Source organism: Collinsella sp. Sow4_D11 (assembly GCF_052116465.1).
Classification (GTDB): domain Bacteria; phylum Actinomycetota; class Coriobacteriia; order Coriobacteriales; family Coriobacteriaceae; genus Collinsella.
The window spans coordinates 1-11892 of record NZ_JBQKLA010000033.1 but is presented as its reverse complement, the minus strand read 5'-3'; the positions used below and the strand labels follow the sequence as shown (position 1 = coordinate 11892).

The 11892-nt window shown below is 67.3% G+C and carries 14 protein-coding genes; all 14 read left to right on the top strand.

Annotated features, from left to right (window positions below; translation table 11 throughout):
• A partial coding sequence (locus tag ACTQ40_RS09655; RefSeq protein ID WP_441563989.1) for a hypothetical protein occupies nucleotides 1-391 on the top strand: 391 nt, incomplete at its 5' end.
• Nucleotides 392-413: 22 nt separating this feature from the next.
• A complete protein-coding gene (locus ACTQ40_RS09650) occupies nucleotides 414-1799 on the top strand; it encodes a hypothetical protein (protein ID WP_441085656.1) in 1386 nt (461 codons plus the stop codon).
• A 6-nt stretch (nucleotides 1800-1805) separates the two neighbouring features.
• Nucleotides 1806-2831 (top strand): phage portal protein, encoded by a 1026-nt coding sequence (locus ACTQ40_RS09645; protein ID WP_441085657.1) that lies wholly within the window; start codon nucleotides 1806-1808, stop codon nucleotides 2829-2831.
• A complete protein-coding gene (locus ACTQ40_RS09640; protein ID WP_441085658.1) occupies nucleotides 2828-3433 on the top strand; it encodes an HK97 family phage prohead protease in 606 nt (201 codons plus the stop codon). Before ACTQ40_RS09645 ends, ACTQ40_RS09640 begins: the two co-directional genes overlap by 4 nt.
• A gap of 171 nt (nucleotides 3434-3604) precedes the next feature.
• Nucleotides 3605-4885 carry a phage major capsid protein gene (locus ACTQ40_RS09635; protein WP_441085659.1) on the top strand — a complete coding sequence of 427 codons (1281 nt, stop codon included), beginning with the start codon at nucleotides 3605-3607 and terminating at the stop codon, nucleotides 4883-4885.
• The gene (locus ACTQ40_RS09630; protein ID WP_441085660.1) at nucleotides 4882-5190 is read left to right on the top strand and encodes a hypothetical protein; all 309 of its coding nucleotides are present in this window, start codon (nucleotides 4882-4884) and stop codon (nucleotides 5188-5190) included. The genes ACTQ40_RS09635 and ACTQ40_RS09630 overlap by 4 nt, the downstream gene beginning before the upstream one ends.
• Complete coding sequence (locus tag ACTQ40_RS09625; RefSeq protein WP_441141174.1) at nucleotides 5187-5597, top strand: hypothetical protein; 411 nt, start codon at nucleotides 5187-5189, stop codon at nucleotides 5595-5597. The genes ACTQ40_RS09630 and ACTQ40_RS09625 overlap by 4 nt, the downstream gene beginning before the upstream one ends.
• 5 nt (nucleotides 5598-5602) lie before the next feature.
• Nucleotides 5603-6058 (top strand): hypothetical protein, encoded by a 456-nt coding sequence (locus ACTQ40_RS09620; protein WP_441085662.1) that lies wholly within the window; start codon nucleotides 5603-5605, stop codon nucleotides 6056-6058.
• Nucleotides 6055-6390 carry a hypothetical protein gene (locus tag ACTQ40_RS09615; RefSeq protein WP_441141178.1) on the top strand — a complete coding sequence of 112 codons (336 nt, stop codon included), beginning with the start codon at nucleotides 6055-6057 and terminating at the stop codon, nucleotides 6388-6390. The genes ACTQ40_RS09620 and ACTQ40_RS09615 overlap by 4 nt, the downstream gene beginning before the upstream one ends.
• Nucleotides 6391-6944: 554 nt before the next feature.
• A complete protein-coding gene (locus tag ACTQ40_RS09610) occupies nucleotides 6945-9080 on the top strand; it encodes a phage tail protein (protein ID WP_441563986.1) in 2136 nt (711 codons plus the stop codon).
• Nucleotides 9074-9826 carry a hypothetical protein gene (locus ACTQ40_RS09605; RefSeq protein ID WP_441085666.1) on the top strand — a complete coding sequence of 251 codons (753 nt, stop codon included), beginning with the start codon at nucleotides 9074-9076 and terminating at the stop codon, nucleotides 9824-9826. Before ACTQ40_RS09610 ends, ACTQ40_RS09605 begins: the two co-directional genes overlap by 7 nt.
• Entirely contained in the window at nucleotides 9823-10899 is a 1077-nt protein-coding gene (locus ACTQ40_RS09600; RefSeq protein ID WP_441085667.1) for a hypothetical protein, read from the top strand. Before ACTQ40_RS09605 ends, ACTQ40_RS09600 begins: the two co-directional genes overlap by 4 nt.
• Nucleotides 10896-11594 (top strand): hypothetical protein, encoded by a 699-nt coding sequence (locus tag ACTQ40_RS09595; protein ID WP_441085668.1) that lies wholly within the window; start codon nucleotides 10896-10898, stop codon nucleotides 11592-11594. Before ACTQ40_RS09600 ends, ACTQ40_RS09595 begins: the two co-directional genes overlap by 4 nt.
• A partial coding sequence (locus ACTQ40_RS09590; protein ID WP_441563985.1) for a hypothetical protein occupies nucleotides 11594-11892 on the top strand: 299 nt, incomplete at its 3' end. The genes ACTQ40_RS09595 and ACTQ40_RS09590, both read left to right, overlap by 1 nt.

The window sequence follows — 11892 nt, the reverse complement described above, 5'->3', positions numbered from 1 at the left end:
CGCCCGTTCTCTCTCTCTCGGACCCGACATGACGTCGAAACCCGCCATGTTCCGGTCCCCGCGGGCCAAGATCGGGGCGACCCGGCCGACCCGGGCCGCGGTCGAGCGAATCGTCGCTGAGCTGGGAGATCTCGACGGATCGGGAGCGATGACGGCTGAACTGGCGCGATCGGCGGCGGACCTGGTGGATTCGGCCAAGCGGATGCAGGATGCGGGGCTGTGGCTGCGGGCGTCGCAGCGGTTGGAGCAGCTGCTCGCGAAACTGCCCTCCTCGTCGGGTGAGGGGGTGAGTGCAGATGCTGAGCAAGCAGCATCGGGCGACAGCGTCGCGGATCGGCTGGCAGCAGCAGTGGGGCGCGCCCCCGTTGTGGGCGACGGCGAGATCGGCTGAGCGTGCGTCGCATGGTGCGGCGATGGCGGAGATCTCGGCGCTGCTGGGGAAGCCGATGTTTCCGTGGCAGCGGTACACCGCTGGTGTGGCGGGTGAGGTGGATCCGGTGACGGGTGGCCCCTGGTATCAGACGGTGATGGTTGTGGTGCAGCGGCGTGCGGGGAAGACGACGCTGATTCCGCCGGCGGCTGCTCGGGTGTGTGGGCAGAAGGATGATCCGGCGGTGGCGTGGCTGACGGCACAGCAGCGGGATTCGGCTCGGCGTCGGTGGCTTGATGCGACTCGGCCGCTAATGGCGCTGCCTGGGGTGCGGCGGAAGGTGTCGCACTCGTTCGAGGAGCTCGTGTGGCCGTGGGGGTCGGCGTTCCTGCCGTTCGCTCCGTCTGAGGATGTGATGCACGGTGAGGACCCGGCGCTCGTGTTCGTGGACGAGTTGTGGTCGTTTTCGCTGCCGCAGCTGGAGTTGGTGCAGGCCGGGTATGAGCCGGCGTGGTCGGTGCATCCTGGGCAGGCGTGGTTGATGACGGCGGCGGGGTCGGAGAGGTCGACGGCGTTGCGGTGGGCGCGGCATGTGGGGCGGGAAGCGACCCGCGACCCGAGGTCGAGGATCGCGTACTTCGAGTGGGCGATCGACGACCAGATCGATGGTGTGCCGGTGCAGAAGGTGCCGCGTGCCCGGCTGCTCGAGGAGATCCTGGCGGCGCATCCGCGGGCCGGGTTCGGTCTCGACGTTGCCTACGTCGAGCAGCAGCTCGCGAAGAGCCTGCCGAAGGGGCTGCGGGCGTATGGCGGGATCGATGAGGACTCGTCTGAGGATGAGCTCGTGATCGATGGGACGGCGTGGCGGAGGGCTGAGCAGCGTGCGGTGAGGATCCCTGAGCGGGTGCGGGTGGGGTTTGGTGTGGCGGCTGATCCGGAGTTGCGGCAGGCGTCGGTCTCGGCGGCGTGGCGGCGCACCGATGGGGTGCTGCTCACTGAGGTGATCGAGGAACGTGAGCAGGTGCGGTGGGTGGTGCGGGCCGCCGTCGATGTGGTGGAGCGGTGGGCTGGGTCGGCGGTCGCGGTGCGGTCGACGAAGGGGGATCGGGATCTCGGCGACGCGATCGCGGCCGAGATGGTGGACCGGAAGATGGACGTCGAGCGGTGTCTGGTGCGCGTGTCAGCATCGGACTATGCAGCAGCCTGCCATCGTCTCCGCTCCGGGCTCGAGCAGCGCCCGGACCCGGCCGTCTTCCATCTCGGTGAGCGGTCGTTGCGTCGAGCGGTTGGGGCGGCTCAGTGGGGTCGTGGTGTGTGGGTGGCTGAGCGTGGCCCGATCGCGCCGTTGGAGTCTCACACGCTCGCTGGTTGGTGTGTGGATCATCTGCCGACACTCGCTGCCGAGCCGCGTCGTTTCCAGGTTTTGTGAGGCGTCGTGCTGACGTTCCCGGCTCCTGGTGCGGTGCAGGTGGGGCTCGCGTCGGTGTTGGCGGTGCCGGCGGTGGCGCGGTGTGCTCAGGTGACGGTGGGTCTGATCCGTCAGATGTCGCTCGACGCGTACCGGGGGGCCCAGGTGTTGCCTCGCTCCCGGTTCCTGCAGTGCCCGGATCCGACGCCGAACACGGCACGGGCGTGGTTTGTGGGTCAGCAGGTGCAGGACTACCTGGTCCACGGGAACGCGGTGCATCTGATCACGGTGCGGGGCCAGGACGGGTATCCGCTAGCGGCGTCGTGGGTGCCTGCGTCGTGGGTGTCGATCACTCGGGATCCGGAGACCAGCGAGGTGGCCTACTGGGTGCGTGGCCGTCGGGTGTCGTCGGCGGACGTGGTGCATGTGCGGCGTGGTGGTGACGAGTGGGAGCCCGCCCGTGGGGTGGGTGTGGTTGAGCAGCATCTGACGACGTGGGCGCGGATTGAGCGGCAGGGCCGGTACGAGTCGGACATGCTGGACGTGTCGGCGGTGCCGTCTGTGGCGATCGAGACGCCGAACCCGGATCTGTCGCAGGAGGAGGCCGACGCTGCGTCTGAGCGGTGGTTGGAGAAATTTCAGGAGCGGAAGCCGGCGTTTCTGCCGGCAGGGACGAAGATCACGCCGTTGGCGTGGTCACCGCAGGACTCGCAGATGGTCGAGGCCCGGAAACTGTCGCTGGTGGACGTCGCCAACATGTTCAATCTCGATGCGTTCTGGGTGGGTGGTGAGTCCGCTGGCCTGACCTACAAGTCGGTGGGGCCGATGTTCCTGTCGCTGGTGCGGCAGACGGTGGGGCCGATCACCGATGATTTCGAGCAGATCTGGGGTGCGGCGTGGCTGCCCTATGGGCAGGAGCTGCGTTTCGCGACCCGCGAGATCCTCGCGGACGACATGACCACCGACGTCGCGTGGATCGAGAAGGCGATCGGGGTCGGTCTGCTGACGGTGGAGCAGGGGCAGCAGTGGCTAGGGCTAGGAGGGCTCTCATGAGTGACCAGGTATGTCTGTCAGCGCCGGAGGTGCGCACGTTCGCCGGGCTCGAGTTCCGTGACGTCGACGCGACGGAGTCGCTGCGCTACCTCGAGGGCCGTGCGGTGCCGTATGGGCAGTGGCAGGACGTCGGCTGGTACATGGAGCAGATCCAGCCCAGGGCGTTCGCCAAGTCGATCCGCGAGGCCGCTCGGAAGCTCCCGCTGCTGCTGTGGCACGACAACCGCTCGTTCCCGGTGGGTGTGTCGGAGCGGTGGACCGAGACCGACGATGGTCTCGATGTGGTGTGGCGACTCGACATCGAGGACGATCTCGCGATGACCGCCGCCCGGAAAGCCCGTGATGGGATGCTCACCGGCCTGTCGGTCGGGTTCGCGTCGATCGAGGATGAACGTGAGCTCGACGACGATGGGCTGATGTGGGTGAAGCGGATCGAGGCACGGCTGCTGGAAGTGTCTCTCACTCCGACCCCGGCGTATGCCGGCGCGAAGGTGTCTTTGGTGCGGTCGCGTGAGCCGCTGCCTGATGGTGGCGGGAAGCCGGTGCGGAGGTCGGCTGAGGTCGCCGCGCTGCGCAACTGGCTGGCCTCACGCCGTCCCTGAGCTCGGCCCGGGCGTCTCGTTTTTGTCCGAGGACGTGGTTACCTGATTCCAAGGTCGTCATGCCGGAGACGATGACCGGTCGGGCCGGAGCATCAGGCCACCACTCGACAGGTCGGGACGGGCCACCACGTGACGAACATCAATCGATCGTCTCGAAAGGAACCCCCCATCATGAACCCCGTCCTGGCTCGTCTCCTCGCGCAGCGCCAGCAGCAGCTCGAGTTCATCGACCAGCTGCTCGCTCAGATCGAGTCCGAGAACCGTGACCTCGTGGACGCTGAGCGCAGCAACATCACCGCCGCTCGGCAGCGCGTCGAGGAGCTCGACGCCCAGATCAAGCCCCTCGAAGAGTTCGAGGCCACCCGTGCCGCGCACACCGAGACGGTGTCGCAGGCCATCCCGACCGCCCCCCGCAAGGACAAGGGTGATCGTCACCCGCTCGGCGTCCAGGAGCGGCAGTACAAGTACCCCTCGGCCGGTCATTTCCTGGTCGACTACCTCGCGGGCCGCGGCACGCGGTCGACCGAACCGGATCTCGACGCGCGCCAGCGTGCCGAGTCGGCTCTCGGCCGCTCCATCGAGCCCGAGGCCCGCGCCCTCGCGAAGCAGACCACGGCTGAGACCCCCGGTCTGCTGCCGGCGGACATCGTCGGTGAGATCCTGTCCGATCTGGACGCGGCCCGACCGTTCCTGACGTCGATCGGCATCAAGCCGCTCGGCACCGTGCGCGGCAAGAAGTTCTCCCGCCCGGTCATCACCCAGCACACCCAGGTGGGCAAGCAGGCGGCGGAGAAGTCCGAGCTGCCGTCCCGGCAGCTCAAGGTCGGATCGATCGATTTCAGCAAGGACACCTACGGCGGTGCGCTCAACATCTCGCGTCAGGACATCGACTGGACCGACCCCAGCGCGTGGAACGCGATCGTCACGGATCTGCAGGACGTATACGGTGTCGAGACCGAGGACGCGGCCGCGCAGGCGTTCGCGGCCGCGATCACCCAAAAGACGACGATCCCGAAGGCGTCCGGGGAAGACCTCAAGGCCTGGATCAAGGCCCTGTACAGCTCGGCTGTGATGGCGGTCACCGCGAACGGCACCCAGCGCGCCAGCTCGCTCAGGCTGCCGAACACCATCTGGACGTCGGTCGATATGTGGGGGTCGCTGGGCTCGATGCTCACCGCGAACCGCACCCTGCTGCAACAGGCTGGGGCGTCGTCCCCGACCGCGTTCGACGGCGACATTCTCGACATCAAGCGGGTGATGGCTCCCGGCTTGCCGGCAGGGACGATGATTATTGGTCGCTCGTCGCAGGCTGAGGCCTACGAGGAGCGCATCGGTCTGCTGCAGGCCGTGGAGCCGTCGATCCTGGGTGTCGAGGTCGCCTACGGCGGATATTTCGCGTTCGGTGTGCTCGACGCGACCGCGTTCGCGAAGGTGGAGGTCGCGACCGCATGACCCGTGAGGTGACGAGCGCCGGCCAGGTCGCCGGATGGTTCCCAGACGAATCACCCTCGACCGTCGAGACATACCGCCTCGCGGCCGAGTCCTGGATCGCCAGCCGGTGCCGCGTGCCAGCAGAGGGCCCAGCGCCGGCCGCGCTGGTCCAGGCCGTGCGCCTGTTCGTCGCTCGTCACCTCGCCCGCCGCAACTCACCCGACGGTTTCATCGGGATGACTGAGCTCGGCCCCGCCCGGATCGCATCGGTCGACCGCGACATCGAGACCCTCATCGCCCCTTATCGCAAGCTGGTGTTCGGATGATCAACCTCGAGCGGGTGCGGGTCGGGATCGTCGAGGTCTTCGGCTCGGTGGTCAGTGGGATCGTGGCCTACCCGGCCGCACCACACGGCCCGCTACCCGAGCAGTTCCTGATCGTCGGGATGCCGTCCTGGCGGGAACCGATCGACTCGATCTGTCTCGATCGGTGGGAGTGGCCGGTCCTGGTCGTCGTGGGCCGGCCCGGCACCAACGACACCGCCACCGCCGAACGGTTGCAGGCTCTGTGGCCGCAGGTGGTGGTCGCTCTGCAGCTCGCGATCCAGGCCGATCAGTCCCTCGGCGGGATCTGCGCAGCAGCGACCGTTACTAAGGCCGAGTTCGGCACCGTCGACATCCAAGGCAAACAGTTGCCCTGCCAAACCATCACGCTTCAGCTCTACGGAGGATAACTATCATGTTCCAGCCGCTGTTCTTCAAGAACATCGATCTCGTGCTCGGCGCCAGCCCGGGCACCCAAGTGAAGTGCCAAGTGAAGAGCGTCAAGCTCTCGCCCGACGCCAAAATCGTCAAAGAGAAGACCGCCTGCCCCAAAGGGTCGTACTCGGAGGTGGAGCCCACCGAGTGGGAACTCGAGCTCGGCTACCTCGTCGGCCGCGACACAGAGACCGACGGCAACGCCCTGTCGGAATACCTCGTCAAGCATGAGGGTGAGCTCATCCCGTTCGCTTTCCGGCCCTGGTCAGGTGACCACAAGGGCGGCTGGAAGGGTCGCGTCAGGATCGTGCCCGGCGAACTCGGCGGCGAAGTCGGTGAATTTTCGAAGGTGAGCGTCAAGCTTGCGATCGAGGGTGCACCGGAGCCCCTCACCGAGGCCGAGGCGGCCGAAAACAGCTCGGCGGTGTTCTCATGAGCCAGCACATCATCCCGACCGGCCGGTTCCGGGCCGTCGTCGACGGCAAGCCACTCACCGTGCAGGTGATCGCCGCCGACGTGCTCCGCTGGGAGCAGAACAACAAGGCAGCGTTCGTCGGCTCAGATGGATCGATGCCGCTGTCGCGTATGGCCTGGGTGGCGTGGGCCGCTGCGTCCCGCCTCGGCCTGTACGACGAGACCGTCGCGACGTGGCTGACGTCGATCGAGTCGCTGGAGTCCCTCGACGACCGTGACGAGGCCACCCAGCGCGGTGAACTCGATGCCGATCCGGTGCTGCCGGACCCTACCGAGGCGGATACCACCGCCTGATCGCACTGATGGCGGCGGCGTTCGGGGGGACGCCGTCGCAATGGGCGGCTGAGGACTTGACGATGATCGCGACGGTCCTCGACTGCCGACGAGAGATGAGAGAGCAACGATGAGCGGTGGCTATAGGCAGGGCATCGAGGTCGAGGGCCTCAAACCGCTGCTGCGCACGCTCTCCAAGCTGCCTCGTGAGGTGAACGCCGAGGTGCGTAAGGCATCGAAAACGATCGCTACTCGCGAGGCTGACCGGATCAGGGCAGCCGCGAACGACACGCTGTCGCGGGCCGTGGCCGTGTCGGTCAGAGCCCGATCAGATCGGGTGCCGGCGATCGTGTCAGGTGGGTCGCGGAAGGTCGCGGTCTCGGGGCACCCCTCGGCCGGTCAAGCATTTTTTGGGGCCGAGTTCGGGGGCGGGGCACGCCCCACCACGGCCCAGTTCCGGCCTCACCGAGGCCGACACGGCTACTGGCTGTGGCCCACTCTCCGTGCCGATGAGGAGCGGATGCTCACAGAGTGGCTGGCCGCTCTCGACACAATCGTGAAGGGGTGGAGCCAGGATGGCTAACGACCGCACACTCACCGTGAAGTTCGAGGGCGAATCGAGCGGCCTCGAGAAGGGCACGAAGCAGGCCGAGCAGGCCGTCGGTGGTTTCGCGGGGAAACTGAAGGGGGCCTCGGCGGGGATCGCCGGATTCCTGGGTGGTATCGCTGGTGGGGCGGTCGTGGCCGGGATCGGTGCCGCCAAGGACGCCATCGTCGATTTCGTGGGCGGCTCCCTCACCGCGGCGTCCGATCTCAAAGAATCTGCCAACGTGGTGGGCCTCGTGTGGGGCGACGCGGCCGCGGGCATGCAGGGGTTTTTCGACAGTGCCGCATCGAGCCTGGGTATGTCGAAGTCGGCCGCGCAGGAGGCAGCCGCCGGCGTCGGCGGGCTGTTGCAGAACATGGGGTTCGCCAACTCGGAGTCGGCCGACTGGTCCCAAAAGCTGCTGACCCTGTCGGCCGATATGGGGTCAGCGTTCAACGCTGAGCCGTCCGAGGCGATCGCGGCGATCGGGGCCGGGCTCCGCGGGGAAGCGGAGCCTCTCAAGCGATTCAACGTGTTCTTGTCGGATGCGGCGGTGCAGGCTGAGGCGATGTCGATGGGCCTCGTCAAGGGCAAACGCCCTCTCACCGAACACGAAAAGGCGCAGGCTCGGCTGTCGCTGGTAATGAAGCAAACCTCGAAAGTGCAGGGCGATTTCGCGAATACCTCGGATGGTGCGGCGACCGCGTCGCGGGTGAACGCCGCGAAGGTCGACGATCTCAAGGCCAAGATCGGGGCCGGTTTGCTCCCGATCCAGGAACGCTGGCTGGGGTTCATGAACAATGCCTTGATCCCGGCCGCTGGCAAGGTGGTCGACTGGCTGGGGCAGATGGGGTCCGGGGTCGCGGCCGCGGCGCAGCAGATCTCGCAGTGGATCTCACCGATTACCGACACCGTCAGGCTGTTCATCGGCACGATCACCGGTGAGGGTGCCGACGTTGACCTGCCGTGGATGGACGCCGTCATTGACGCCGGTGCCCAGGTCGGCGGAATCTTCGACACCCTCAAGCAGGCTTGGGCCGATTTCGGGGCCTCGGTGCAGGCCGCGGTGGCGACCTACATTCAACCGGCCATGGCGCAGTTCTGGGGCGTGATCCAGCAGGCACGCGACACCGTGATGCCGATCATCACCCAGATCACCGCGTTTGTTGCCTCGAAGTGGGCTGAGTGGGGGCCGACGATCCAGCTCTACCTCGGGCAGGCGCGTGAGATCCTGACCGGGATCATGCAGGCGATCATGATGGTGGTCAGCCGGGTGATGAGCGTGATCGCGGCAGTGGTGTCCCGAGTTCTCGGCGTGATCCGTGGGTTCTGGCAGTCCTACGGGTCGCAGATTTTGAGTGTCGTCTCGACCGTGTTCAACACAATCATGCGGGTGATCGGGGGGGTGCTCCGCGTGATCCAGGGCATCGTCAAAACTTTTCTGTCGATCCTCAAGGGCGACTGGCGGGGCGCGCTCGACGGGGTCAAGCAGATCGTCTCGGGTGTGTGGCAAACAATCAAAGCCGTGTTCTCTGGCGGAATCGATGCGGTGAAAGGCGTAGTCAAGGTAGGTCTGTCGTTCATCACTGACCGGTTCCGGGACATGAAAAATGGGGTCGTGGGTATCTGGGACGCCATGGTGGCAATTGGGCGGGGGGGGGTCGACCGCACCATCGGCGCGATCAAGGGCCCGATCCGCAACATGATCAGCTGGCTCAACAGCAACGTCATCTCGCCGGTGAACAACGTCATTGGAAACTTGGGTCTGCCGCAGGTGCCTCACATCCCGTCGTTCCACAGCGGCGGCATGATCCCAGGGCGTCGGGAGCGGCTCGCGATGGTGATGGGTGGTGAGGGTGTCCTCACCGGGCAGGCGGTGTCCCGGATCGGTGGCCCGCAGGTCCTCGACGCACTCAACGCCGGCAGGCTCGATATCGCCTCGATCGTGCGGACCGAACCGGCCGCGGCCGCGGTCGACGTCGACTCCCTGGTGGACCGACTCGCTACCGTCCTCGCTCGCGCCCTTACCCCAGTGGTGTCGGTCGGGATCGACGAGGGCGACATCACCCGCGTTGTCGAGGCCAAACTGCGACGCCACACCCGGAAAGGGGCCCCCGCATGGTGAGTATCTCCACCACGATCACTGGCTGGACGGTCCGGTTCCGGGTCGACGTCGACGCCGACAAGGTCGGGTTGCCGATCACTGTGATGGCGACCGCAGCCGACGTCGAGCGGCCGGTGCGTGGCTGGTCGCGGCCACGTCCCGCGCCGGCGTCTCTGGTCGCGATCGACCACGAGGCGTCGTTGTCTCACCCGACCCGGTACGACGTCGTCATCAGCGGGCGCATCGCCGCGTCCGCAACGGTGACTGTCCCGAGCGCGCTGCCGGTGATCACCGACCCGATCCGTGGCCGACACATTCCCGTGACGATCGGGTCGTGGGATGAGTGGGCGCATGACCGGAACCAAATCTCGCTCACTGTGGCTCGTCGCAGGGACCCGATCATCCTCGACGCCGTGGAGATGCTCCCGACGTCGACGATCACCCTGATCCACACCGCCGGTGGGGCCGCGGCGCTGGCCGATTTGCTGCAGGACCAGTCCCTCGTGCAGATCCGCCCCACGTGCCCGTATCTGCCGACCGCCTGGGTGTCGTGTGGGGCCCGGAAGCGGTCGCTGTTCTCGCACGCTCCGGGGTCGGCGACGGTCGACCAGATCAGTGTGCAGCACATCGGTCAGCCCGCCCCCGACACCACAGCCCAGGGCAACACCCTCAGGGACCTGGCCCTCGCAGTCCCGACAACCCTGGCTGCGATCGCTGCCCGCTGGCCCCAGATGATCGACATCGCCTACGAGGACCTCGCATCATGAGAGCTGCACCAGACGTCACCCAGATCCTCACCGAGGCCCGTATCGAGCCGGTGTGTGAAGTGACGTCGTGGCTCGGATCCCGGTACCTGGGCCAGGTCGAGGTGACCCAGGGCGAGGTGAAGGAGTCGAGTGTCGGAAACCTTTTGGGGTCGTGTGAGCTGACCGTGTCGAGTGACTGGGCGCCCACCGATCCGGGGCACCCCCTCGCCGCTGCCGGGCAAGAGCTCGTGGTGCGGCGTGGGTTCCGGCTGCCCTCGGGTGAGGACGTCGGATGGTGCCTGGTGGGTCGGTACCGCATCTCGTCAGCGCAGGAGGACGGCGGCTGGGTCAAGGTTGAGGCCGATTCAGTCGATTGCCGGCTGGATCTGGCGCGCTGGGTGATCGCGACCCGCACCGCCGGCTCGTTCGCTGCGCAGGTGCGTGCGATTGCGGCTGGGGTGTGCAGCGTCGATGTGCGTGCTGCCGATCGGACCTCGGCGGCTCGGGTGTGGGAGCAGGGTAGGAGCCGGCGCGAGTCTCTCGTCGAGGTGCTGGATAGCTGGGGGTGTGTGCTCCGGATGAGGGATGGTCGGTTGGTGGTCGAGCCGACACCCACCAGCACCGCCGCTCCCTCGATGTCGCTTCATGATGGTGTGGGTGGGACGGTGCGGCGGGTCGAGGTGGGCTCATCGGATGGGCGGCCGAACGCGGTGGTCGCGTCAACGTCGCCTGGTGGGGCTGACGAAGCGCCGGTGAGCAAGCTGGCGACCATCGAGCAGGGGCCGTATCGGTGGGGCGGTGCCTACGGACAGGTGCCAACGTTTTTCAGCTCGCCGCTGCTCACGACCCCGCAGCAGTGCTTGGCCGCCGCTCGGACCCGGCTCGACCGGATCCAGCGGGAAACGGTCGACCTCACGGTGCAGGCCGTCACGGACCCACGTTTAGAGCTTGATGATGTGGTCCGTGTCCTCGCTGATGATGTGGACGTGGTCGGGCGGGTGACGGAGCTGACTCACGCGCTCACCCCCGGGAAGGAACCCGGCCAGATCGGGCTGACAGTGCTACGTGGACGAATCGGAGGGGCGACGTGGTGACGATGACGGTGGCTCGGATCACCTCGATCTCGGGGCGTGTGGCCCGGGTCGAGGGGATCCCGGGAGATGTGGTGATGCTGCGGCACGTCACCTCAGCCAACGCGACAGACCTGGCGGTGATCTCGCTCTCAGACGGTCAGGCGTGGATGGTCGGAGTTTTGGGCACGGTGGCCCCCCCGCCGCCGCCTCCTCAGCCTGAGGATGGGGCGACGCCTGCCCCGGCCCCGGTGATTGAGGTGGTGACGCTGAGGCCGACGGTGTCGGGGACCTGGCGCGGTTCGGGGTGGCGCAGCGACACCAGCGACCTGTATCAGGGCGACTGGACGGGCCGTGGCCTCAACCGTGGCGGGGCGTGGTGGGGTCCGCTGCCGTCCCGGATCAGGTCCGGGTCGGTGCTGCTGCGTCGTAGGCGGGCGGCGGGGATGGGTGCGGCCGCGACGCCGACGCTGACGCTGCTGGCAGGCACGTCCAGGCCCTCGGGGGCCCCCACGGTACTGGCGAGTCAGGCTGGGCCTGCCCTGGCGGCTGGTGCGTCGACGACCTGGGATCTGCCGGCGGCATGGGTTGCCCAGATGGCGTCCGGTGCCGCGGGTGGCATCGGGTGCCAGATCGACTCGGCGGCACCCTACATGGCGCTCGTGGTGTCCGATGCGGGGATGACACTGACCCTGACGACAGAGAGCGAGGGCGTCTGATGCCGGCTACCCGATTCACTGAGCAGGACCACACCAGGCTGTGGGAGCACCTCAACAGCCTGGCGACCGACATCGACACGATGGTGGGTGCGGTGACCCCAGCATGGTCGTCATACGCCGTGGCGTGGTCGCAGAGCGACGGCACCACCCTCTCGATCGGAAACGGCACGCTGGAGGGCCGCTGGTGCCAGGTGGGGCGTCTGGTGCACGCCTCGGTGTCGATGGGGCGAGGCTCGACCACCAATCTCGGGTCGGCGGCGTGGGTGTGGTCGATGCCGGTCAACGCCAGGGCCTGGAT